The organism is Rhodoferax sp. GW821-FHT02C08 (genome assembly GCF_059421805.1).
In genome coordinates this window covers 53,690-76,877 of sequence record NZ_JBWKVR010000009.1, presented here as the reverse complement: position 1 = coordinate 76,877, position 23,188 = coordinate 53,690, and the positions used below count along the sequence as shown (strand labels likewise).

General features: G+C 64.1%; 23 protein-coding genes. 17 read left to right on the top strand and 6 right to left on the bottom strand.

Annotated features, from left to right (window positions below):
• Nucleotides 1-9: 9 nt before the first annotated feature.
• Genes AC07VY_RS13070 through AC07VY_RS13060 form a run of 3 tightly spaced genes read left to right on the top strand, consistent with a single transcriptional unit; the run spans nucleotide 10 to nucleotide 3,647 of the window.
• Nucleotides 10-1,356 (top strand): phenylacetate--CoA ligase family protein, encoded by a 1,347-nt coding sequence (locus tag AC07VY_RS13070; protein WP_495098010.1) that lies wholly within the window; start codon nucleotides 10-12, stop codon nucleotides 1,354-1,356.
• A gap of 17 nt (nucleotides 1,357-1,373) precedes the next feature.
• Complete coding sequence (locus tag AC07VY_RS13065; RefSeq protein ID WP_495098011.1) at nucleotides 1,374-2,678, top strand: putative O-glycosylation ligase, exosortase A system-associated; 1,305 nt, start codon at nucleotides 1,374-1,376, stop codon at nucleotides 2,676-2,678.
• Between the two features lie 3 nt (nucleotides 2,679-2,681).
• Nucleotides 2,682-3,647, top strand: a complete 966-nt coding sequence (locus tag AC07VY_RS13060) for a polysaccharide deacetylase family protein (RefSeq protein ID WP_495098012.1) — start codon at nucleotides 2,682-2,684, stop codon at nucleotides 3,645-3,647.
• Between the two features lie 19 nt (nucleotides 3,648-3,666).
• On the opposite strand, the gene AC07VY_RS13055 is transcribed toward AC07VY_RS13060, so the two are convergent.
• Nucleotides 3,667-4,566, bottom strand: a complete 900-nt coding sequence (locus AC07VY_RS13055; RefSeq protein ID WP_495098013.1) for a DMT family transporter — start codon at nucleotides 4,564-4,566, stop codon at nucleotides 3,667-3,669.
• An 88-nt stretch (nucleotides 4,567-4,654) separates the two neighbouring features.
• Between AC07VY_RS13055 and AC07VY_RS13050 the strand changes: the two genes are divergently transcribed.
• The 5 genes from AC07VY_RS13050 (at nucleotide 4,655) to AC07VY_RS13030 (ending at nucleotide 9,911) form a co-directional block, all read left to right on the top strand.
• Nucleotides 4,655-5,647, top strand: a complete 993-nt coding sequence (locus tag AC07VY_RS13050) for a quinone oxidoreductase family protein (protein WP_495098014.1) — start codon at nucleotides 4,655-4,657, stop codon at nucleotides 5,645-5,647.
• On the top strand, nucleotides 5,644-6,444 hold the full coding sequence (locus AC07VY_RS13045; RefSeq protein ID WP_495098015.1) for an NUDIX hydrolase: 801 nt from the start codon (nucleotides 5,644-5,646) through the stop codon (nucleotides 6,442-6,444). The genes AC07VY_RS13050 and AC07VY_RS13045 overlap by 4 nt, the downstream gene beginning before the upstream one ends.
• A gap of 150 nt (nucleotides 6,445-6,594) precedes the next feature.
• Nucleotides 6,595-7,449 (top strand): DUF6502 family protein, encoded by an 855-nt coding sequence (locus AC07VY_RS13040; RefSeq protein WP_495075836.1) that lies wholly within the window; start codon nucleotides 6,595-6,597, stop codon nucleotides 7,447-7,449.
• Nucleotides 7,442-8,992 carry a hypothetical protein gene (locus tag AC07VY_RS13035; RefSeq protein ID WP_495098016.1) on the top strand — a complete coding sequence of 517 codons (1,551 nt, stop codon included), beginning with the start codon at nucleotides 7,442-7,444 and terminating at the stop codon, nucleotides 8,990-8,992. The genes AC07VY_RS13040 and AC07VY_RS13035 overlap by 8 nt, the downstream gene beginning before the upstream one ends.
• 22 nt (nucleotides 8,993-9,014) lie before the next feature.
• Entirely contained in the window at nucleotides 9,015-9,911 is an 897-nt protein-coding gene (locus tag AC07VY_RS13030) for a dioxygenase family protein (protein WP_495075834.1), read from the top strand.
• An 87-nt stretch (nucleotides 9,912-9,998) separates the two neighbouring features.
• On the opposite strand, the gene AC07VY_RS13025 is transcribed toward AC07VY_RS13030, so the two are convergent.
• The gene (locus AC07VY_RS13025) at nucleotides 9,999-10,649 is read right to left on the bottom strand and encodes a Smr/MutS family protein (RefSeq protein ID WP_495075833.1); all 651 of its coding nucleotides are present in this window, start codon (nucleotides 10,647-10,649) and stop codon (nucleotides 9,999-10,001) included.
• On the bottom strand, nucleotides 10,649-11,344 hold the full coding sequence (gene radC / locus AC07VY_RS13020; RefSeq protein WP_495098017.1) for a RadC family protein: 696 nt from the start codon (nucleotides 11,342-11,344) through the stop codon (nucleotides 10,649-10,651). Before radC ends, AC07VY_RS13025 begins: the two co-directional genes overlap by 1 nt.
• Before the next feature lie 40 nt (nucleotides 11,345-11,384).
• Between radC and AC07VY_RS13015 the strand changes: the two genes are divergently transcribed.
• Both AC07VY_RS13015 and ispH read left to right on the top strand, forming a co-directional pair.
• On the top strand, nucleotides 11,385-11,852 hold the full coding sequence (locus AC07VY_RS13015; protein WP_495098018.1) for an FKBP-type peptidyl-prolyl cis-trans isomerase: 468 nt from the start codon (nucleotides 11,385-11,387) through the stop codon (nucleotides 11,850-11,852).
• The gene (gene ispH / locus AC07VY_RS13010; protein WP_495098019.1) at nucleotides 11,849-12,790 is read left to right on the top strand and encodes a 4-hydroxy-3-methylbut-2-enyl diphosphate reductase; all 942 of its coding nucleotides are present in this window, start codon (nucleotides 11,849-11,851) and stop codon (nucleotides 12,788-12,790) included. Before AC07VY_RS13015 ends, ispH begins: the two co-directional genes overlap by 4 nt.
• Before the next feature lie 55 nt (nucleotides 12,791-12,845).
• Here ispH and AC07VY_RS13005 read toward each other — a convergent pair whose 3' ends face one another.
• Nucleotides 12,846-13,343 carry a hypothetical protein gene (locus AC07VY_RS13005; RefSeq protein ID WP_495098020.1) on the bottom strand — a complete coding sequence of 166 codons (498 nt, stop codon included), beginning with the start codon at nucleotides 13,341-13,343 and terminating at the stop codon, nucleotides 12,846-12,848.
• 296 nt (nucleotides 13,344-13,639) lie between these two features.
• Complete coding sequence (locus tag AC07VY_RS13000) at nucleotides 13,640-15,160, bottom strand: CoA-acylating methylmalonate-semialdehyde dehydrogenase (RefSeq protein WP_116603804.1); 1,521 nt, start codon at nucleotides 15,158-15,160, stop codon at nucleotides 13,640-13,642.
• A 107-nt stretch (nucleotides 15,161-15,267) separates the two neighbouring features.
• On the opposite strand from AC07VY_RS13000, the gene AC07VY_RS12995 reads away from it, so the two are divergent.
• Nucleotides 15,268-16,218: a LysR family transcriptional regulator gene (locus AC07VY_RS12995; protein ID WP_495098021.1), complete on the top strand. Its 951-nt coding sequence runs from the start codon at nucleotides 15,268-15,270 to the stop codon at nucleotides 16,216-16,218.
• 101 nt (nucleotides 16,219-16,319) lie between these two features.
• Here AC07VY_RS12995 and AC07VY_RS12990 read toward each other — a convergent pair whose 3' ends face one another.
• Complete coding sequence (locus AC07VY_RS12990) at nucleotides 16,320-16,982, bottom strand: GntR family transcriptional regulator (RefSeq protein ID WP_116603802.1); 663 nt, start codon at nucleotides 16,980-16,982, stop codon at nucleotides 16,320-16,322.
• 166 nt (nucleotides 16,983-17,148) lie between these two features.
• Between AC07VY_RS12990 and AC07VY_RS12985 the strand changes: the two genes are divergently transcribed.
• The 6 genes from AC07VY_RS12985 (at nucleotide 17,149) to AC07VY_RS12960 (ending at nucleotide 23,161) form a co-directional block, all read left to right on the top strand.
• Nucleotides 17,149-18,063, top strand: a complete 915-nt coding sequence (locus AC07VY_RS12985; protein ID WP_495098022.1) for a dihydrodipicolinate synthase family protein — start codon at nucleotides 17,149-17,151, stop codon at nucleotides 18,061-18,063.
• 10 nt (nucleotides 18,064-18,073) lie between these two features.
• Nucleotides 18,074-19,036 carry a 4-hydroxyproline epimerase gene (locus AC07VY_RS12980; protein WP_495098023.1) on the top strand — a complete coding sequence of 321 codons (963 nt, stop codon included), beginning with the start codon at nucleotides 18,074-18,076 and terminating at the stop codon, nucleotides 19,034-19,036.
• 135 nt (nucleotides 19,037-19,171) lie between these two features.
• The gene (locus AC07VY_RS12975; protein WP_495098024.1) at nucleotides 19,172-20,278 is read left to right on the top strand and encodes an NAD(P)/FAD-dependent oxidoreductase; all 1,107 of its coding nucleotides are present in this window, start codon (nucleotides 19,172-19,174) and stop codon (nucleotides 20,276-20,278) included.
• The gene (locus AC07VY_RS12970; RefSeq protein WP_495098025.1) at nucleotides 20,269-20,508 is read left to right on the top strand and encodes a (2Fe-2S)-binding protein; all 240 of its coding nucleotides are present in this window, start codon (nucleotides 20,269-20,271) and stop codon (nucleotides 20,506-20,508) included. The genes AC07VY_RS12975 and AC07VY_RS12970 overlap by 10 nt, the downstream gene beginning before the upstream one ends.
• Nucleotides 20,505-21,812, top strand: a complete 1,308-nt coding sequence (locus tag AC07VY_RS12965; protein ID WP_495098026.1) for an FAD-dependent oxidoreductase — start codon at nucleotides 20,505-20,507, stop codon at nucleotides 21,810-21,812. Before AC07VY_RS12970 ends, AC07VY_RS12965 begins: the two co-directional genes overlap by 4 nt.
• Before the next feature lie 215 nt (nucleotides 21,813-22,027).
• Nucleotides 22,028-23,161 (top strand): branched-chain amino acid ABC transporter substrate-binding protein, encoded by a 1,134-nt coding sequence (locus AC07VY_RS12960; RefSeq protein ID WP_495077162.1) that lies wholly within the window; start codon nucleotides 22,028-22,030, stop codon nucleotides 23,159-23,161.
• The last annotated feature ends 27 nt before the right edge of the window (nucleotides 23,162-23,188 follow it).

Below are 23,188 nucleotides of genomic sequence, written 5' to 3'. Positions count from 1 at the left end.
ATTCAAAAAATGGATCTGTACACAAAGCTGATCTCCAACGTGCTTTTCCCGCTGCAAGAGCGGCTTAAAAAGCACACCACCGTTGCCGTGCACCGCCATATGGAGGATGCCCAATGGTGGTCTTCTGCACAGCTGGCGGATTACCAGGTGCAGAGATTGCGTGCGTTCCTGGCCGAGGTTGCAGTCAACGTGCCTTACTACCGTGACTTGTTTGCGGCGACCGGGTTTGATCCGGCTAAGGTTTCGTCCGTCAAAGACCTTGCCGGATTACCGTTCCTTACCAAAGCCAGCATCAAGGCCAACACCGATGCGCTCAGACATGTGGATGCCCAGGGCTTGACCCGTTTCAATACCGGAGGCTCGTCAGGTGAGCCTTTGGTGTTTTTCATTGGCACCAAGCGCGTAAGCCATGATGTAGCCGCCAAGTGGCGAGCGACCCGTTGGTGGGGCGTGGATATCGGCGATCCAGAAATCGTGGTGTGGGGTTCGCCGATTGAGCTGGGCACGCAGGACCGCGTGAAGCTGGTGCGCGATACCTTGATGCGGACCCAGTTGCTGCCCGCATTTGAGATGTCGGAGAGCAAGCTTGACGGCTTCATTGCGACCATCCGAAGCACGCGGCCCAAAATGCTGTTTGGTTACCCGTCGGCGCTGACCTTGATTGCCCGCCATGCGCAAAAGCGCGGTATCGCCATGGATGACTTGGGCATCAAGGTGGCATTCGTGACCTCGGAGCGTTTGTACGATGACCAACGCGCCACCATCAGCCAGACTTTTGCCTGCCCCGTGGCGAACGGCTATGGTGGTCGGGATGCGGGTTTCATTGCCCATGAATGCCCGGCTGGCGGCATGCACATCACGACCGAAGATCTGGTGGTGGAAATCATCAACGAAGCTGGTGAGGTGCAGCCACCCGGCGTGGCAGGTGAAATCGTGGTGACCCATTTGGCGACCCAGGACTTCCCGTTCATACGCTATCGCACGGGTGACATCGGCGTGCTCGACACCGCCACTTGCAGCTGTGGCCGCGGTCTGCCTTTGTTGAAAGAGATCCAGGGGCGCAGCACCGACTTCGTGATTGCCGCTGACGGCACTGTGATGCATGGCCTTTCGCTGATCTATATTTTGCGCGACCTCGCGGGCGTCCAGTCGTTCAAGGTGGTGCAGGAGTCGCGCGAAAAGACCCGGGTACTGCTGGTGGCTGGGCCAGGTTTTCTGCCGGGTGCTCCGGCGCAGATCGTTGATGGTTTCAAGCGCCGCCTTGGAGCAGGGGTGGAGGTGCAGGTAGACCTGGTGGACGCCATCCCCGCCGAAAAATCCGGCAAATTCCGCTACATCGTGAGCCACGCCGCTTAAGGCCACAGGAGACCAGCATGCGTGACGTATTGATTGTGGGTCTGGTGCTGATGGGCGCCATCGCGGCCGTGCGCCAGGCATGGATAGGCGTGATGTTGTGGACATGGCTGAGCATCATGAATCCGCACCGCTACACCTATGGTTTTGCCTACGATGCGCCGGTCGCCATGGTGGCTTTTTGCGCTACGGTGCTGGGCCTGCTGGTGACGCGGGATCGGGCTTCGCCATTCAAGGCGCCGGTCGTGGTGGTGTTCTTGTTGTTCATGGTCTGGATATCTCTCTCGACCGTGCTGGGCCTGGACCCATCAGGCGACTACTGGCAATGGAACAAGGTCATGAAGGTGGACCTGATGATCCTGGTCGCGCTGGTTCTGCTGCACAGCAAGAAGCATATTCTGGCCCTGGCCTGGGTGTGCGCGGGCTCGCTGGCCCTGTTGGGCGCCAAGGGTGGCTTGTTCACCTTGCTGACAGGGGGCAACTTTCGGGTGTGGGGGCCACCGGGCTCCTTCATCGAAGACAACAATGAGTTCGCTCTGTCCCTGGTGATGGCCATCCCGTTGCTGCGTTTTTTGCAGCTGCAGCTTAATTCGCGCTGGGGCCGCCATGCCATGACGGGCATGTCATTGCTGTGCGCCGTGGCGGCCGTCGGCAGCTATTCGCGGGGGGCCTTGTTGGCCATCAGTGCCATGGCTGCATTCATGTGGTGGAACGGCAAGAACAAACTCGTGGTGGGCATGGTGCTGGGGCTGGCAGCGCCCTTGTTGATTGCCTTCATGCCCAGCGAATGGATGGGCCGCATGTCCACCATTGGCGAATACGAGCAGGATGAATCTTCCATGGGCCGCATTTCTGCCTGGTGGAATGCCTGGAACATCGCTTTCCACTATCCCACGGGGGTGGGTTTTGATGCGGCCCGGCCTGAGTTGTTTGCGCAGTATTCCCCTTACCCGGAGGCCGTCCATGCGGCCCACAGCATTTACTTTCAGGTGCTGGGCAACCACGGATTCGTCGGTCTGTTCATGTTCCTGACCATCTGGGTGATGACCTGGCGTGCGGCCGGCTGGCTGCGTACCCATTGCACCAAGATTCCCGAGGCGGCCTGGTGCGTGGACCTGGGTGCCATGTGCCAGGTCTGCTTGCTGGGTTATGCCGTGGGCGGGGCCTTCTTGAGCCTGGCCTATTTCGACCTGCCTTACAACGTGATGGTGCTGGTGGTGCTGACCCGGGTCTGGGTGCAAACCAAGGGCTGGCTGCGCGAGCCGGCCTATGTGCCGGGCTGGAAGAACATCCCCGGCATGGCCCGGCTGGTCAAACCCAAGTGATCCATGTTTAAAACGGTACTGAAACACCTTTCCCCCGCAGGTGAGCGGGGCCGCCTGTCGGTGCTGATCTTCCACCGTGTGCTGCCCGAGCCCGACCCGATCTTTCCGGGCGAGGTGGATGCCGTGGCCTTTGATGCCATCTGCCAATGGATGAAATCCTGGTGCAATGTGCTGCCGCTGGATGTGGCGGCCCAGCAGTTGCAAAGCCGCAGCCTGCCCGAGCGGGCCGTGGCCATCACCTTTGACGACGGCTATGCCGACAACCGCACCGTGGCCCAGCCCATCCTGGCGCGCCACGGCCTGCAGGCCACCTTCTTCATTGCCACCGACTTCCTGGATGGCGGCCGCATGTGGAACGACACCGTGATCGAATCCGTGCGCCTGTGTACCCAGGCACAGCTGGATTTGTCGTCCCTGGCCAAGCCTGACGGCAGTGGCTATCTAGGCCAGTACACCATAGACAGCCCGTTGCAAAAGCGCGAGGCCATCCAGGCCATCATCGGCCAGATCAAATACCTGCCACTGGCCCAGCGCAAGACCTTGACCGAGCAGATCGCTGCCTGCGCCGGGGTGCGTCCGCCCGACGACCTGATGATGACCTCGCAGCAGGTGCGTGAGCTGCGCCAGGCCGGCATGCAGATCGGCGCCCATACCCGCACCCACCCCATTCTGGCCAAGCTGGGCGCCGATGCCGCGCGCGCCGAGATCGGCGAGAGCCGGGCGTTTTTGCAGGACTTGCTGGGAGAGCGCGTGGGCCTGTTTGCCTACCCGAATGGCAAACCTGGCACCGACTACATCCCCGAGAGCGTGGACATCGTGCGTGAACTGGGCTTTGACGCCGCCGTGTCCACCACCTGGGGCGCCGCCCGTACGGGCACCGACCCGTTCCAGATTCCCCGCTTCACCCCCTGGGACCGCAGCAAGCTGCGCTTTGGCAGCCGCTTCGCCGGCAACCTCTGGAAGACCTGAGCGTCTGTTCTACACTGGTTCAGCGGCGCGATGACACCACGATACCGCCCACGATCAGCGCAAACGCCAGCCCGTGGTACAGATGCGGCCACTCGCCCAGAAAGGCGGCCGACAGCAGGGTCGCAAACAGCGGCGTGAGATTGATGAAGAAGCCCGCCACATTCGGGCCCACCCGCTGCAGCCCGGCGCCCCAGCAGCGGTAGGCCAGCACCGCCGGGCCCACCGCCACATAGGCCAAGGCGGCGGCCAGCGGCCAGCCCCATTGCACCGGGGCCGCGCCCACACCCCATTCCACCGCCGTCATGGCGCCCGACCACACCAGGCCGAAGCTGATCTGCGCCAGCAAAAATGCTGCCCAGTCAGCGCGTATGGCCGGTGGGTCCTTGGGCAGGCTGAGTTGCCAGCTGTAGAACGACCAGGACACGGTGGCCAGCAGCATGAAAATGTCGCCCGCCACCAGGCGCAGCGCCAGCAGCTGCTGCCATTCACCCCGGCACAGCACCAGCAGCACTCCGGCCAGCGACAGCAGCGCGCCCAGCACCTGCCTGCGTGTCACGCGGGCGCCAAAAAACAGGGCCCCGACGGCCAGCATGCACATGGGCAGGCTGGCGCCCACAAGGGTCACGTTGATGGGCGTGGAAGTCTGCAGCGCCATGTACTGCAGCGCGTTGTACAGGCCCACGCCCAGCAGGCCCAGCAACGCAAACCGCCGCCAGTGCGGCCACAGCCCGCTGTCGCGTCGCAGCACCCAGCCGGCCATGGGCAGCAGGATGGCAAAGGCCAGCACCCAGCGGATGAAGTTCAGCGTGATGGGCGGCACCAAGGTGTGCACCATACGCCCCACAACAGCATTGCCGGCCCATAACAGGGGGGCCAGGGTCAGGAGAAGAGCGGTACGGAGCGTCAGGCCTTGTTGCATGGCGCGCACTGTACCTAAGAACCTGAGCCGGGACGTGTTCTAAGGTTTCATGGCACCATGCGGCATACCCTTTGGAGGAATGTGTTTTATGTCTGTCAGCAGCCTGTCCGTACAAATCCGCCAGCATGGCGGCCCTGAACAACTGGAGCTGGTCACCATCCCGGTGGGCGAGCCCGGCCCCGGCCAGATCCGTATCCGCCACCACGCCATCGGCCTGAATTTCATCGACGTCTACCAGCGCAGCGGTTTGTACCCGCAAAACCTGCCGGTGCAGCTGGGCATGGAGGCCGCCGGTGTGGTCGAGGCCGTAGGGCAGGGCGTCACCCACCTGCAGGTAGGCGACCGCGCCGCCTACGCCAGCAACCCGCCCGGCAGCTACTGCGAGCGCCGCGTCATGCCGGCTACCTGCGTCTGCAAGCTGCCCGACGCCATCTCCTTCGAGACCGGCGCTGCCATGATGCTCAAGGGCCTCACAGCGCAGTACCTGCTGAAAAAGACCCAGCCCCAGGGCGGCCTGCAGCCGGGCGACTTCGTGCTGTTCCACGCTGCTGCCGGCGGGGTCGGCCTGATCGCCTGCCAGTGGGCCAAGGCGATGGGCCTGCAGCTCATAGGCACCGCAGGTTCCGTAGAAAAATGTGCGTTGGCGCTTGCCAATGGTGCGGCATATGCTATCAATTACGCAGCAGAAGACTTTGCTGCGCGGGTCAAGGAGATCACTGGCGGCCAAGGCGTCAAGGTGGTCTATGACTCGGTGGGCAAGGACACGTTTGATAAATCGCTGGATTGCCTGCGCCCCTTCGGCCTGCTGGCATCGTTCGGCAATGCGTCCGGCCCGGTGGCACCTTTTGCGCCCGGCATACTGGGCGCCAAGGGCTCGCTGTATCTGACCCGTGCCACGCTGTTCACCCACATGGCCACCCGCGAAAGCACCCAGGCCATGGCCGATGACTTGTTTGCCGTGGTGCAAAGCGGCCAGGTGCAGATCCACATTGGCCAGCGCTACCCCCTGGAGCAGGTACAGCAAGCCCACCGCGACCTGGAGGCACGCAAGACCACCGGCTGCACCATCCTCACCTTATGAACTGGTTGAAGACCTTGCGCGCCGAGGCCGACCAGCCGCCCGCGCGGCCGCGCTGGCCCCTGTGGGCTGGTGCGGTACAGATCGGCTCGGTGGAGCCGGAGTTCATGGCAAAAATCGGCCTGCAGCGCATACCCTACCTGCGCAAGGTGCTCCTGAAAGTAGAGCAATACGGCCAGCTGGGTTGGCAGCTGCAGGGTGAGCCCACGCACAGCCTGGCGCACCTGGCCCATGTGCTGCGTGAGGCCGGCCTGGCCCATGTCTGGCGCGACGAGCAACTTGCCGTGCCCGATGCCGACGGTCGTGTCGTGGCCACGGTGGAGCGCGGCGTGGTGCGTGCCCTGGGCATCACCACCTGCGCCGTGCACCTGGTGGGCGCCGCGCCGGACGGCCGGGTCTGGGTGCAGCAGCGTTCGGACAGCAAACCCAATGACCCCGGCCGCTGGGACACCCTGGTGGGCGGCATGGTGTCGGCGGCGGATTCCATCCCCACCGCGCTGGAGCGCGAAACCTGGGAAGAGGCCGGCCTGCGCCCGTCGCATATGCTGGACCTGTGCCCTGGCGGTCGTCTCACCACCCGCCGCCCCAGCACCGACAGCGGCGGCGCCGGCTATGTGGTGGAGCACATCCACTGGTACGCCTGCAACCTGGCCGAGGGCGTGGCCCCGGCCAACCAGGACGGTGAGGTGCAAGGCTTCGCCCTGCTGCCACCAGCAACGCTGGCCGAGCAACTGGCGCAAGGTCTGTTTACCGACGATGCGGCGCTGATACTGGCGGACTACCTGGGTTTGGACGCATGATGTCCAGTGTGTAAATACTCAGTCTTTTAGGCTGCTGGCGCAGATAGAATCTGCGCTGGTAGCTATGATATTCATAGTAAATACCGCGCCGGACCGCGGCAAGCGTGGTTTTTGTTTGTTGTGGGTAAATTTCCCATTTACAATACAGCCATGTCAGAACTTCCACCACCCACGCCAGGCCAGCCCGTGCTGGAGCAGGTGCTCGCCATGCTGCAGCCGCTGGTAGTGTGGCTGCTGCGTTCCGGGGTCGGTTATACCGATCTGACCGCCGCGCTGAAGCCGGTGTTCCTGGAGGCTGCGCGCACCGAGCTGACACGCATAGGCGGCAAGCAGACAGACTCGGCGGTCAGCCTGCTGTCTGGCCTGCACCGCAAGGACGTGCGGGCCGCTGCGCATACCGAGCGCGCCGCCGATGTGCGGGCCCGCCTGGGCAAGCCCACGCCTGCCAGCCAGGTGATGACGCGCTGGCTGGCCTCCGACCTACCCGACGTGCTGCCGTTTGCCGGTGCCCTGGCCTCGTTTGAAAGCCTGGCCCGTTCCGTATCCAAAGACATCCACCCGCGCTCCGTGCTGCTGGAGCTGGTGCGCCTGGATGTGGTCGAAGAATCTGATGGCCAAGTGTGCCTGCGGCGCCAGGCCTTTGTACCCAATACCTCGCTGGAAGAGGCGCGCCGCCTGCTGGCCGGCAGCGTGGCCGACCATATCGAAGCTGGGGTGCACAACCTCAGCGCGGGCGACGGCAAGACTTTTCTGGAGCAAAGCGTGTTTGCCGACGGGCTCAGCCCGCAGTCGGTACAGCAGCTGGAACAACTGGCCAACAGCCTGTGGCGCGACGTGCTGGCCGCCATGGTCAAGGCGGCCGTGCCTTTGTGCGAACAAGACGAACCCGCTGGCGGTAACCAGCGCATCCGGTTGGGCATGTTCTGCCTGACCGCGCCTATGGCACCCGTGCCCCCCCCACCCCCGAAGAACAACAGCCCGCAGGACGCGCCCGACCATGGCTAAAGCAGATACCAGCATCCAGATGGATCCAAACGACGGCGCCGCCCGCTTTGCTGGCGCTAGTCGGGAGTGGCAGGGTTGGCTGGCCGCCATTTTGGCCAGTCTGGCCGTCATGCTGCTGGCGCTGCTGCTGGAGAGTTGCGGCGGCGGCACAGTGGCCGGTGTGGGCAGCGGTGGCACCGGTGAGGCCGGCGGCACGGTCAGCGGCTTTGGCAGCGTGATCGTGGACGGCGTGGAATACAGCGACACCAGCGCCACCGTGCAGCGCCGCGACGCCAGCGGTGCCCTGGTCAATACCACGGCCGAGCTGGGCCAGCGGGTGCGGCTGCAATACCAGGGCAGCAACGCCGCGCTTAGCATCGAGGTGGTGTCGCAACTGTTGGGCAGTGTCACCACGGTGCCGGACAGCAATGGCCGCTTGCAGGTGCTGGGCCAGACCGTGCGCCTGGTCAGCACCAGCAGCGATGCGACTCGCAGCACCGCCACCGTGCTGGACGGCTACAGCGCGGCCAGCGACATCGCCGTGGGCGACGCGGTGGATGTGTACGGCTGCTGGGTTTGGGACGGTGGCAGCGCCAGCTATGTGCTGGTAGCGACCCGGCTGGCCAAGCAGTCCAGCGCGCCCAGCGTGGTGCAACTGGGCGGTGTGGTGCAAGCTCTGTCGGGCACCAGCTTCCGCCTGAACAGCGCCACCGGTACCTTGGTGCAGTCCAGCAGCCTGCCCGGCGGCTTGGCTAACGGCCAGGTGGTGCAGGTCTGGGCCAACGCTACGGATCTGGCCACCGTCCCGGTGCCGGCCGTCCGCGTGCTGCGCTCGGAAAGCAATATGCTGGACCTGGCCAGCGGCCAGTCACTGCGCCTGAGCGGCCTGGCCACCGAATACAACGCCAGCGCCCGTACTGTGGTGGTGCAAGGTGCCGTGGTGCACCTGCCCAGCGATGTGCCGGTGGATACGTCCGCGCTGGCCCAGGGGCAGTTTGTGAGTTTGGATGTAACGCGCGTGGGCGACACCCTGGTGGCCAGCGCGGCCAGTCTCCGCACGGGCTCGGGCGGCAATGACGACCAGGGCGCCATCACCGTGCTGACGGGGGTGACCAGCGGCATTGACTGGACCCCCAGCACCGTGCAGTTCACCCTGCGCGGCGTGAGCGTGCAGGCTGCCGCGTCGGTGATAGACAACAACTGCCGCAGCGTAGCGCTGACCGCCCAGGTCACCGTGAACGTCGAAGGCCGGCTGCAGGCTCCCGGCCAGCCTGTGACCGCCACCAAAGTAACGTGCAGCACCTCGATCCCCGCGAACGCGGTGGTGGACACCCGCGGCCAGGTGCTCAGCGTGCAGACTGCCACCAGCAGCATGGTGCTGAGCACCATCCTGGGCAACGTCAACGCCACCTGGGACAGCAATACCTATTTCTCCCAAAGCCCCGCCACGCTGGTCGGCAAGCAGGTGGACGTGCAGGCCCTGTTGGCACCTGACGGCAAGACCCTGCAGCTGCGCTCGGTACAGCTGGATGCACAGGCTCCACAGGCTCCACCAAATCCATAAGCACCACTACAGGAGAAAACCCATGCATGAAGAACACCTCCACGGTTTGGCCCAGGACTTGGCCATGCTCGACAATTTGCTGGCACAGCGCCGACGGACCCTGCGCTGGCTAGGCGTGGGTAGTGTGGCGCCGCTGGGCGTGTTGGGCTTTTCTGGCTGCGGCGGTGGCGGGGGGGATTCCAGCAGTACGGCGTCGTCGGACAGCTCCAGCACCAGCTCCACGACTTCGACCACAACAACAACAACTACCACCACCACTAGCGGCAGCTGCACCAACACCGTCAGCGAAACCAATGGTCCGTACCCGGCAGACGGCACCAACACGCTCAGCGGCACCACGGTGAATGTGCTGACGCAGTCCGGCATCAACCGCAGCGACATCCGCTCCAGCTTTGGCAGCAGCACCACCACCGCGCCCGGCGTGCCGCTGACCATTACCTTGACGCTGAGCAATACCAATTCCAGCTGCGCCTCGCTGGCGGGCTATGCCATCTACATCTGGCACTGCAGCCGCGACGGCCTGTACTCGCTGTACTCCAGCGGCATCACCGGCGAGAACTATCTGCGCGGCCTGCAGGTGACGGACAGCAACGGCAGCGTGACTTTCACCAGCATCTTCCCCGGCTGCTATTCCGGGCGCATGCCGCACATCCATTTCGAGGTGTATTCCAGCCTGTCGGCGGCTATCACCAACCCGGCGGGCGACCAGGTGTTGACCTCGCAGATCGCGCTTCCAACCGCCATCTGCACCACGGTGTATGCCTCCACCGGTTATTCCAGCAGCGCGAGCAATCTGGCTGGCTTCAGCTTTGCCAGCGACAACGTGTTCAGCGACGGCACCTCCACCGAAATGGCCACCGTGACCGGCAGCGTCAGCGCCGGCTACGCGGCCTCGCTGGCAGTGGGTATTTCGGTCTGAGCTTGCTATGGTTTAAATAGCTGCTGGCGTAGGTAGATACTGCGCTGGCGGCTTGTTTTTTATAAATCGCAGATTGCAAATAGGTTCTTAGGCCGGGCCAATGCGGCTGGGCTGTAGCAGCACTACCAGCGCGCCGGCGCCGCCTTCCATGGGCCGGGCCTGCACAAAGGCCAGCACCTCGTTCTTCTGCACCAGCCAGTTGCGCACCTTGGCCTTCAGCACCGGGGTTTTGCCCGGCGAGCTCAATCCTTTGCCGTGCACCACGCGCACGCAGCGTATGCCCTGTTTGTAGGCCTCGCGGATGAAGCCGCTGAGGGTGTCGCGCGCTTCGTCGCTGCGCAGGCCGTGCAGGTCCAGCTGGCGCTGGATGGCCCACTCACCCTTGCGCAGGCGCTGCAGCACGTCGATGCCGATGCCGGGGCGGCGGTAGCTCAGCGTGTCGTCGGTTTCCAGCAGGTTGCTGGCATCAAAACCGTCGCTGATGGCCTCCACCAGCACTGCCTGCTCGTCGCGCTGTAGCTGGATTGCCAGCGGCGGCGGTTGCTCTTTTTTCAATAGCGCCTTGCGCTGCTCCGGCAAGCGATGCACCGCACCTGCGGCATTCACAAACAGATTCTTCTGGGCGGCTTTGCGGCGCTGGGCCTCCAGCTCGGCAGCCTTTTGCGCGGCTTGCAGCGCGGCCGCGTCGGCAATGGCTTTCTGGATCTTCTTCAGGTCTTGTAGCGAACTGATCTTCATCACAGCAGCCCTTTTTCGGCCATGGACAGGGCCTCGCCCGGCGCCACAATGATGTGGTCCAGCACCCGCACGTCCACCAGTGCCAGCGCGGCCTTCAGCGTTTGCGTCAGCGCCTCGTCGGCGCGCGAGGGCTGGACCGAGCCGCTGGGGTGGTTGTGCGCCAGCACCACGGCGGCGGCCTGGTGGTGCAGGGCGCGGACCACCACTTCGCGCGGGTAGACGCTGGTCTGCGTCAGCGTGCCGCGGAACAGCTCCTCCAGCGCCAGCAGGCGGTTTTGCGCGTCCAGAAACAGCACGGCAAACACCTCGTGCCCCTTGGCCGCCAGGTGTAGCTGCAGATAGTGCTTCACGGCGCCCGGGTCGCTGAAGGCCGGCCTTTCCTGCAGCCGCTGGGCCATGGCACGGCGCGCCAGCTCCAGCACGGCGCTGATTTCGGCGCGCTTGGCCGGGCCCAGGCCCTTGACGCGTTTCAGGTCATCGGTGGTCGCGTTCAGCAGGCCGGCAATACCGCCAAAACCCATGCTGCCTGGGCTGGCAATCTGCAGCAGCTCGTGCGCCATTTGTAAAACCCCCTTGCCCTGTATGCCGGTGCGCAGCAGCAGGGCCAGCAGTTCCACGTCGCTCAAGGCGGCGGGGCCGCGCGCCAAAAGCTTTTCACGTGGACGGGCATCGGGAGGGAGGTCTTTGAGCGGCATGGCGGACTTTTACAATAGAGCCCAGTTTACCGAGACTCCTATGCCTTCTACTTCGCTTCCTACTGTTCAGCCCGGTTCCTTTTTGACCCTGCATTACCGCCTGAGCGGCCCCACGGGCGACATCATCAACACCTTCAACGACAAGCCCGCCACACTGTCTCTCGGCACGGGCGAGCTGTCGCCCGCCGTGGAGCAGCGCCTGCTGGGCCTGCCGGAGGGCACGCGCACCTCGTTCGATATTCCCGCCGGCGAAGCCTTTGGCGACCGCCAGCCCGATATGCAGCAGTGGGTGGCGCGCAAGCTGCTGAACCAGCTGGGCGACCCGCTGGAGCAGTACCACGTAGGCGATGTGGTGCAGTTCCCCACGCCGGACGGCCAAGGCAGCTACGCCGGTGCCGTGCAGCAGGTAGGCAATGCCGACAGCCCGGACGCCGTGCTGTTCGACTTCAACCATCCGCTGGCCGGCCAGCCTGTGACCTTCGAAGTACAACTGATTGGGGTGCTATGAGCTCCGCAGAAGAAATCATCCTGGCTGAACCGCGTGGATTTTGCGCGGGTGTGGACCGCGCCATCGAGATCGTGGACCGCGCGCTGGCCAAGTTCGGCAGCCCCATCTACGTGCGCCACGAGATCGTGCACAACACCTATGTGGTGAACGACCTGAAGTCGCGCGGCGCCATCTTCATCGAAGAGCTGGACGACGTGCCGCCCGGCGCCACCCTGGTGTTTTCGGCCCACGGCGTGAGCCAGGCTGTGCAGCGCGAGGCCAAGGCTCGCGGCTTCCAGATATTTGACGCCACCTGCCCGCTGGTGACCAAGGTCCACGTCGAGGTGGCCAAGCTGGCCAAAGAGGGCTATGAATTCATCATGATCGGCCACAAGGGCCACCCCGAGGTCGAGGGCACCATGGGCCAGCTCGACAGCGGCATCCATCTGGTGGAAGACGTGGCCGACGTAGCCAAGGTCCAGCCCAGCCAGACCACCAAGTTGGCCGTGGTCACGCAGACCACGCTGAGCGTGGACGACGCGGCCGAAATCTCCGCCGCCGTCAAGGCCCGCTTCCCGCTGATCCGCGAGCCCAAACAGCAAGACATCTGCTACGCCACGCAGAACCGCCAAGACGCCATCAAGATCATGAGCCCGCAGGTGGACATCGTGATCGTGGTCGGTAGCCCCACCAGCTCCAACAGTAACCGCCTGCGCGAGCTGGCTGAAAAGCTGGGCACGCCCGCCTACATGGTGGACAGCGCCGAAGAGCTGCAATCCTCCTGGTTCGAAGGCAAAGCCCGCGTCGGCCTGACTGCTGGTGCCTCCGCTCCCGAGGTACTGGTCCAGCAGGTGATAGACCGCATCCGCGCGTTGGGTGCGGTGGCGGTGCGCAAGATGGACGGGATCGAGGAGACGGTGAAGTTTCCGCTGCCTAAGGGGTTGCGGATGGAGGGGTAGGAGCCCCTGAATTTTGAGTTGAGAGACGAGCGCAAGGCTGGCTCTCGTTTGCTGGCTAGCGTGATGTGAGTGAGAGCAATTCGGCCAAAGACTGGGGAAGAAGGGTGGTAGTGGCGGAGGCCGACGGGCGCCAGAGTCCGTTTGGATCAGGCTCGAAGGCCAAGATTTCGACGAAGTAGCCTCGACCTCCGCGTTCGATGGCTATAAGGATGCAATTTGTCGATGCCGCAGCAAGACCAAAGCGACGCATAGGTAGTTCTTCGTGAACGACGTCGGTCTTGTTGAACGGTTGTCCCCGATCAGCGATGCCCGTTGTGCCGAGGTTCGACTGAATGCTTTGAGGAAGCTTCCTGAGGTAGTCAACCTGAAGTGCTTCGGACGGTTGGCAGAGGTGTCCAGCGGCGATCGCTGCACTGAATAAAAAATGGCTCGCGAGAATTGCGACCGTGATGCGGGCCAACGTCCTTATTGGGCCTTGCATGGGTACTGCAATATGTCTTGAACGAGGTCCCGTCTTGGATTTTCGGGGCGGCTGCAGGCGATCAGTGTTCATACGAGTTCCAGCAAAAGCAGCGGGCGAAAGCGCTGGACCACTATAGTTGGGCTCCGTTGTGTTGCTCCCACTGTGCCAGCGTCTCTTTCTTCAAAAGTGGAAGTGAAGTGTGCTTTATTTTTGTAGCGTCTTGCGCTGATTGCCATTGCGCGGGGTGCTCTTAGCGTCCATGCGATCCCCAGGCCGGGGATGCCCATAAACACCCACTCCACAAACAAAAATAGCCGCCAGCGCAGACGAATCCTGCACTGGCAGCTATTTTTACGATAGCGGAGCCGAGGGCTCCGCCGTGGCTCTTACTTCGCCGTAGGCATCACAAACTCGGCGCCCTTGGCAATGCTTTCGGGCCAGCGTTGCATGATGGATTTTTGCTTGGTGTAGAAGCGCACGCCTTCTTCGCCGTAGGCGTGCATATCGCCGAACAAGCTCTTCTTCCAGCCACCGAAGCCGTGCCAGGCCATGGGCACGGGGATGGGCACGTTGATGCCGACCATGCCGACCTGGATGCGGCGGGCGAACTCGCGGGCCACGTTGCCGTCGCGGGTGAAGCAGGCCACGCCGTTGCCGAACTCGTGGTCGTTGATGAGTTGCACGGCGGTGCCGAAGTCGGGCACGCGCATGCAGCCCAGCACCGGGCCGAAGATTTCTTCCTTGTAGATCTTCATGTCGGGCGTGACGTTGTCGAACAGCGTGCCGCCCAGCCAGAAGCCTTCGCCACAGCCGTCGCCGGCCTTGCTGCCGTCAAAACCACGGCCGTCGGCCAGCAGCGTCGCGCCTTCCTTGATGCCTTGCTCGATGTAGCCGCTGATGCGGGCATGGGCGGCGGCGGTGACGATGGGGCCCATTTCGGCGGCCAGATTGGTGCCGTTCAGCACCTTCAGGGTCTTGGTGCGTTCCAGCAGCTTGGGGATGACCTTGTCGGCCACGTCGCCCACCAACACGGCGACCGAGATCGCCATGCAGCGTTCGCCGGCCGAGCCGTAGCCTGCGCCGATCAGCGCGTCCACGACCTGGTCCACGTCGGCGTCGGGCATGACCACCATGTGGTTCTTCGCGCCGCCCAGGGCCTGTACGCGCTTGCCGTGGTGGGCGCCGGTTTCATAGATGTAGTTGGCAATGGGGGTGGAGCCGACGAAGCTCACGGCCTTCACATCGGGGTGCACCAGCAGGGCGTCCACGGCTTCTTTGTCGCCTTGCACCACGTTGAATACGCCGTCGGGCAGGCCGGCTTGCTTCAGCAGGTCGGCGATGAACAGGCTGGGGCTTGGGTCGGTGGGGCTGGGCTTCAGGATGAAGGTGTTGCCGGCGGCAATCGCCACCGGGAACATCCACATCGGCACCATCACGGGGAAGTTGAACGGCGTGATGCCGGCCACCACGCCCAGGGGTTGGCGCAGCGTCCAGTTGTCGATGCCGGTGGAGACCTGGTCGGTGAAGTCACCCTTCAACAGCTGGGGAATGCCGCAGGAGAATTCGACGATGTCGATGCCGCGGGCGACTTCGCCCTGGGCGTCGGTGAACACCTTGCCGTGTTCGGCGGTGATCATGTGGGCCAGCTCGTCCTTGTGCAGGTTCAGCAGCTCCAGGAACTTGAACATCACGCGGGCACGGCGGATCGGCGGCGTGTCGGACCACTTGGGGAAGGCGGCCTTGGCGGACGCCACGGCAGCGTCCACGTCCTGCACATTGCCCAGGCGTACCTGGCGCGCCACGGCGCCAGTGGCGGGGTTGTACACGGGCTGGGTGCGGGTGCCCGTGCCGGTGCTGCGTTGGCCCTGGATGTACTGGGCGACTTCGGTGTTATCGGTGTAGGACATGGTAGGTGTCTCGTTGTGTAGTGCGGACTTGCAGTTTATGGACTCGCCCCCTGTGCTACAAGGCCGAAAATTTGAATTGATTGTTCAGAATGGTGAACAATAGGGCCATGAACGAGCAAAAGATCAATGAGCTGTGGAGCCATTTGCACTGGCTTACCGTGCTGGCCCAGCAGGGCAGCTACACGGCGGCGGCGGCGCGGCTGGGCGTCAGCAAGGCGGCGATGAGCCAGCGCATGGCCGACCTGGAGCAGATGGCCGGCGTGCCCCTGGTGCGCCGCACCACCCGCAGCGTGCGCCTGACCGAGGCCGGCCAGCGCCTGGTGGACGACACCCGGGCCTCGTTCGAGCAGATCGCCCAGAGCTTTGCCCAGGTGCGCGATCTGGCCGATGCGCCGCACGGCCTGCTGCGGGTGACGGCACCGGTGGCGTTTGCGCGCCAGCAACTGGTGCCGCGCCTGGCCGACTTTCTGCGCGAATACCCGGATGTGCGCCTCGAATTGGAACTGTCGGACCGCCTGTCCAGCCTGGCCACCGAAGGTTTCGACCTGGCGATACGCCACACCGCCGCGCCGCCCGATACCCATGTGGCCTGGACCCTGTGCGCCACGCGCTCGGTGCTGGTGGCCAGCCGCGGCTATCTGCGCAAACGTGGCACCCCACTGCGGCCCGAAGACCTGCGCAACCACAGTTGCCTGCACTATCCGCGCGCCCAGGACACGCCGGCCTGGACTTTTGCGCAGGGCACGGGATCGAATGTGGAGCGGGTGACGGTGCCGGTGTCGGGCGTCTTGTCGGCCAACAACAGCGAGGCGTTGCGCGATGCGGCCGTGACCGGCTTGGGTATTGCGTTGTTGCCGGACTTCAGCCTGCCCGCCAGCCTGCGTGCCAGCAAGCTGGTGCCGGTGCTGCCGGACTGGCAACTGGTCGGGGGCTATGCGGACCAGTTGTACGCCATCCGTCCCTACACCGCCCATGTGCCGCGCGCCGTGACGGCGTTTGTGAACTACCTGCGGCAGGCCCTGGCGCAGGGTTTTGCCCAGGGGTTGGACGAGGTTTAAATCGCTAATTTAAGGCTTATTTTTTGGCATGAAATAGGCCGCTAGCGCAGGTTTTATCTGCGCAGGACGCTCCTGTTTTTGATGTCAAAAATAGGAGCAATTTAGTTGTCTATGACGCGCCGCGCAAAGCCCTGCAGATAGTCCATCAGCCGGGTGGCGCCACCCACGGCTGCGGCTTCGTCGCCCGTGGCAATGCCCTGGGCCAGGTCCATGTGCGCCTGCGCGGCTTCCATGATGTCGCCCTCGTGTTGGTAGGCCACCCAGAAGCGCCGGCACTGCACGATCAGCGGCACCACGGCCTTCACGGCCGAATGGTTGTGGCTGGCCTGGTGGTTCACCTGGTCCAGCGCCAGGTCGGCGGCCATGTAGTCCACCAGATGGCCGCGCGTGGCAGCCTGCACCATTTTGTCGGCGCAGCGCAGGATGTCCTTGCGCTGCAAGGCCGTGGCCCGGCGCGCCGAGCAGGCGGCAATCAGGCACTCCAGCACCCGCCGGGTTTGCACCACGTCCAGGTGGTCGGCCAGGTCGATGTGCGACACCAGCAGGCCGCGCCGCGGCTGCTGCACGATCAAACCAATCGACACCATGCGCAGCAGCGCCTCGCGCACCGGCGTGCGGCCCAGCTGCGTCAGCTCGACGATATCGGCTTCCACCACCGGGCTGCCGGGGGCCAACTGCAGGGTGGAGATCAGCGTCTCTATCGCGTCGTAGGCCATGTCGGCTGCACGGCGCTTGGGCAAAGGAGGGGCGGGGAGTTTGGGCATGGTGGTGGGCGCAAGCCATTAATTGCATTGCATTGGTGCATTGGACCAAAAAAAGCTGGCACGCAAGCTGCTTAAAACCCTAACAAGATATTTTAAATATGTCGTTAATATATTAAGACTGCTACAGTTCAGCTCTCCAACCACCCATTTACCAAGGACACACACCATGACGCTCCCCCGCTGGAAAGGCATCTTCCCCGCCATCACCACCAAGTTCCACGCCGATGAAAGCATCGATGCGGAGGGCACGGCCAAGCACATCGAGTTCCAGATCGCCAACGGCATCCACGGCCTGGTCACCTGCGGTTCGCTGGGCGAAGCCAGCACCCTGACGCTGGAAGAAAAGCTGCAGGTCGCAGACATTGCTTTGAAGGCAGCCAAAGGCCGCATCCCGGTGCTGGCCAATGTGTCCGAAACCAGCACCCGCGAAGCCCTGCGCTACATCGAGGGCGCCAACAAGCTGGGCGTAGACGGCTTCATGGTCATGCCGTCCGTCATCTACGTGGCCGATGCCCGTGAAGCGATGCTCAACGTGCGCACCATGGCCAACGCCGCGCAAAAGCCCATCATGGTCTACAACAACCCGGTGGCCTACCGCGTGGACCTGAAGCCCGAGCACATGGCCGAGTTGGCCGACTGCCAATGGATCGTCGCCATCAAGGAAAGCACCGACAACATCCGCCGCATCACCGATCTGCGCAACACCGTGGGCACGCGCTACCAGCTGTTCCTGGGCGTGGACGACCTGGCCTATGAAGGCCTGGCGCTGGGCTGCGACGGTCTGCTGGCTGGCGTGGGCTGCGCCTTCCCGCGCGAAACCGTGGCGCTGTACGACCTGATGAAGGCGGGTGAGTGGGCCGAGGCGCTGGCGCTGTACCAGTGGATGACGCCCATGCTGCATCTGGACGTATCCACCAAGCTGGTGCAAAACCTCAAGCTCATCGACGCATTGGTGGGCGTGGGCAGCGAGCACATGCGCCGTCCGCGCCTGCCGCTGGTTGGCGAAGAGCGGGCCGTGATTGAGCGTATCGTGACGCGGGCACTGGAAACCCGTCCGGCTAAATACCAATCCGTCATGTAAGGAAACCCGCATGCAGCGCATCCAGATCATCGATTCCCACACCGGCGGCGAGCCGACGCGCCTGGTGGTGGGCGGCTTCCCCGACCTGGGTACCGGCAGCATGGCCGAGCGCCGGGTTTTACTGGCCGCGCAGCACGATAAATGGCGGGCCGCCACCGTGCTGGAGCCGCGCGGCAACGACGTGATCGTCGGCGCCTTGCTATGCGAACCCGTGGCCGCCGATGCGGCCGCTGGTGTGATCTTCTTCAACAACACCGGCTACCTGGGCATGTGCGGCCACGGCACCATCGGCCTGGTGGTCAGCCTGGCGCACATGGGGCGCATCCAGCCCGGCGTGCACAAGATCGAAACCCCGGTGGGCACGGTGGAGGCCACTCTGCACGCGGATGGCTCGGTCAGCGTGCGCAATGTGCCGGCCTACCGCTATGCAACCCAGGTGGCCGTCCAGGTGCCAGGCTACGGCCTGGTGCATGGCGACGTGGCCTGGGGCGGCAACTGGTTCTTTTTGGCCAGCGACCACGGCCAGACCGTGGCCAGCGACCAGTTGGCGGCGCTCACCATCTACGCCAGCGCGCTGCGCGAGGCGTTGGGTGCACAAGGCATTACCGGTGCCGAGGGTGCCGAGATCGACCACATTGAACTGTTCGGCCCTGACGACAAGGGCGCCGACAGCCGCAACTTCGTGCTGTGTCCGGGCCTGGCCTACGACCGCTCGCCCTGCGGCACCGGCACCAGCGCCAAGATTGCCTGCCTGGCAGCCGACGGCAAGCTGGCTCCGGGCGAGACCTGGCAGCAGGCCAGCGTGATCGGCAGCCGCTTCGAGGCGTCTTACACCGTGAACAACGGCCAGGTAATTCCGACCATCCGCGGTCGCGCCCATGTGTGCGCCGAAAGCACTTTGCTGGTGGCCGAGGACGATCCCTTCGGCTGGGGCATCACCTTAGTACCCCGACTCGGAAGTATCGGAACATGAAAGCGCGTCTTCGCCCCCATGGCGGCGTTGCAAAGCCTCGCCATAGCCACAGCTATGTCTGCGTTTTACGCCTTGCCCTAGTGGCGAATCCATCACTTTCATTGTGTTCCTCTACTTCCGAGTCGGGGTACTAGGATGAACGCCGACACCATCGTCATCGGCGCCGGCATCGTGGGTGCGGCCTGCGCCCACGCGCTGGCCCAAGCCGGCCATACCGTGCTGGTGTTGGACGCGCAGCGCGGTGGCGCCACCGGCGCGGGCATGGGCCACCTGGTGGTGATGGACGACAACCCGGCGGAGCTGGCCCTGAGCCGGTATTCCGTTAGCCTGTGGCAAGCCTTGGCGCCGCAGATGCCCGCAGACTGCGCCTACAGCGGCTGCGGCACGCTGTGGATTGCCGCCAACGCCGAGGAAATGGCCGCCGCCGAGGACAAACGCCAGCGCATGCAGCAGCACGGCATTGCCAGCCATTTGCTGGACGCGGCCGCGCTGGCCCAGGCCGAGCCGGCGCTGCGCCCCGGCCTGGCCGGTGGGCTGGTGGTGCCGGGCGACGCCATCGTCTACGCACCCAATGCGGCGCGTTGGCTGCTATCAAAATACGAGCGATTCGTGCAGGTGGAATATGCGCAAGTGACCGAAATCGATGGTCAAAAAGTGCGCCTGGCCGACGGCAGCTACCGCCAGGCGCCGCAGATATTGCTGGCCAATGGCATCCAGGCCACCACGCTATGCCCGGACTTGCCGATACGCCCCAAAAAAGGCCATTTGCTGATTACCGACCGCTACCCCGGCACGGTGCACCACCAACTGGTGGAGCTGGGCTACATCACCAGCTCGCACCATAGCGAAGGGCCTTCCGTGGCTTTTAACCTGCAACCGCGCCCCACGGGGCAGTTGCTGCTGGGCTCCTCCCGCCAGTTCGACACGACGGACATGGCGGTCGAGGCCCATATGCTGCAGGCCATGTTGCAACGGGCCTTGGCCTACATGCCGGGCTTGGCCCGCTTGAACGCCATCCGCGCCTGGACCGGCTTGCGCGCCGCCACGCCAGACAGCCTGCCCATCCTCGGCCCGCACCCCACGCGCGAGGGCCTGTGGCTGGCCGTGGGCCACGAAGGGCTGGGCGTAACCACTGCGCTGGGCAGTGCCCAGTTGCTGGCGGCCCAGATGACCGGCGGCACGGCCGCCATCGATGCCAGCCCCTACGGCTTGCAACGTTTCAAGGAGGCGGTATGCGCGTGAATCTGCATATCGATGGCCAGCCGGTAGCCGTGCCCATGGGCTGCACCGTGGCGGTGGCCTTGGCTATTTCGGGGAATGGCGTAGCGCGCATTTCCGTGCGTGGGGATGTGCGGGCGCCGCTGTGCGGCATGGGTGTGTGCCAGGAATGCCGGGTCAGCGTGGACGGTCAGCGCCAGCTGGCCTGCCAGACCCTGTGCATTGAGGGCATGCAGGTGGAGAGAACGCTATGACGCACAACTTGCCCATCCACGAATCCTGCGACCTGCTCATCATCGGCGCAGGCCCGGCAGGCATGGCGGCGGCGCTGGCCGCGGCGCCCAGTGGCGCGCGCATTGTGGTGGTGGACGACAACCCGTTGCCCGGCGGCCAGATCTGGCGTGATGGCCCCGGTGCCCAATTACCGCCTGTTGCACGCCACATGCGTGAGCAGGTGGCTGCCTGTGCCAATGTGTACTGGCTCAGCGCCACCCGCGTCGTGGCTGCACCCGCGCCCCAGACCCTGTTGCTGGAAGATGCGCAGCGCGGCTGGTCCATCCAGTGGAACAAGCTGTTGCTGTGCACCGGCGCACGCGAGTTGCTGTTGCCTTTCCCGGGCTGGACCTTGCCCGGCGTGACCGGCGCCGGGGGCTTGCAGGCGCTGATCAAGTCCGGCCTGCCTGTCGCCGGCGAGCGGGTGGTGGTGGCCGGCAGCGGCCCCTTGTTGCTGGCCGTGGCGGCTACCGCGCGCAAAGCGGGCGCCCAGGTGCTGCGCGTGGCCGAGCAGGCCAGCGCAGCGGCCATGGCTGGTTTTGTAGCACAGCTGCCGCGCTGGCCTGGCAAAGCGGTGCAAGCGCTGGGTCTGCTGCAGGCCGGCTGGCGCACGTCTTCGCATGTGCTGTCGGTGCAGGGCCAGGGCCGGGTGGAGTCGGTGCGGTTGCAGCAGGGCAGCAGCATTGTGGAGCTGGCTTGCGACCGCGTCGCCTGTGGTTTTGGGCTGGTGCCGAATATCCAGCTGGGCCAGCTCTTGGGCTGCGCGCTGGTACCTACCGCAACAGGCGCGCAGGCGCTGCAGGTTGATACCTGGCAGACCACCAGCGTGCCCAATGTGTATGCCGCAGGCGAATGCACAGGCATAGGCGGTAGCGAGCGGGCATTGGCCCAGGGCGCAGTCGCCGGCCATGCGGCCGTGGGCCAGCAGGCTGCGGCGCAGCAGCGCTGGCCGGAGCGTGCACGTTGGGACCGCTTTGCGCAGCAGCTGGCGCACAGTTTTGCACTCCAGCCGCAGCTACGTAGCTTGCCCCAGGCCGACACCCTGGTCTGCCGCTGTGAAGACGTGCCCTACGCCGCCGTGTCTGCCTGCTCCGGCTGGACCGATGCCAAGCTACACAGCCGCTGCGGTATGGGCGCCTGCCAGGGCCGCGTGTGCGGCGCCGCCACCCAGTTTTTACTGGGTTGGACACCGCCTGCGCCCCGGGTGCCGCTGACGCCAACGCGGGTTGGCACGCTTGCTGCAATAGTCTCTACACCAGGCGCTGCCCAGCGCCATACCTCTTGAAAGGATATTGCCAACATTAGCCGACCTTCTTTGCGCTCATATTTGCTTCAATCAGAACAAACCCGCCCATGCGACCCGGCCGTTAGAGCCTACAGTCCAGCGGTGGCCTATTACAAGCTTCACATATGTCTTACCCGGTGCCCTGTCGATGGTTACAAGCCCTTGAATCAGACACTGTGTAAGTCTTAACCCAATCCCTTTCTAGGACAGAGTTCATGCAACCTACTTTCACGAAGATCGCACTTGTTGGTGCCATGGCAATGGCAATGGCTGGCGGCGCGTACGCAGAAGACCAGATCGTCAAAATCGGTGTGACCGGCCCCTTGTCTGGCCCCAATGCTTTCATCGGCAAGGACAATGAAAACGGCGTACGCCTGGCAGTTGAAGACCTCAACGCCAAGAAAATGGTTGTCGGCGGCAAGACCCTGAAGTTTGAGCTGGAGTCCGAAGACGACCAGTGCGACCCCAAGTCCGGCGTAAGCGTGGCCCAGAAGCTGGTGGACGCAGGCGTCAAGTTCGTGATGGGCCCATACTGCTCGGGCGTGGCCATCCCCGCTTCGCGCGTGTACAGCCAAGGCAATGTGGTGGTGTCCACCGTGGGCAGCAACCCCAAGGTCACCATGGGTGGCTACAAGAACCTGTTCCGCATCATGGCCGGTGACAATGAAATCGGTGCACGCCTGGCCTTCTATGCGGCCAACATCATGAAGGTTAAGAAGGTCGCCTTGATCGATGACCGCACCGCCTACGGCCAAGGCCTGGCAGACGAGTTCTCTAAAGAAGCCAAGAAGCTGGGCCTGGAAATCGTGGGCCAAGAGTTCACCACCGACAAGGCAACGGACTTCTCCTCCATCCTGACCAGCCTGAAGGCCAAGCAGCCTGAAGTCATCTTGCTGGGCGGCTACGCGCCACAAGCTGGCCCGATGGTGCGCCAGATGAAGTCCCTGGGTGTGACCGCCAAGCTGCTGGGCGGCGACGCCATCTGCACGGCTGAACTGGGCAAGCTGGCAGGTGATGCCGCGACCGACACGGTGTTCTGCGCCCAGGGTGGTGCGGTGCTGGAGAAGACGGCTGAAGGCCCAGCCTTCAAGGCCAAGTACAAGAAGCGTTTCAACATCGACCCCGATGCGTACGCTCCTTCGTTCTACGACCAGACCATGTTCGTGGGCCAGTCCATCCAGAAGGCTGGTGCAGTGGACTCTGAAAAGGTGGGCGCCGAGATCTACAAGACTTCCTACAAGGGTATGTCGGGCACGTTCGGCTTTGACGACAAGGGCAACCTGAAGGCTGCGCCTATCACCATCTACACCTTCAAGGCTGGCGCACCGTCCGCACTGGGTACGTACTAATCTCTAGCTTTGCTAGCGTGAAGTAAA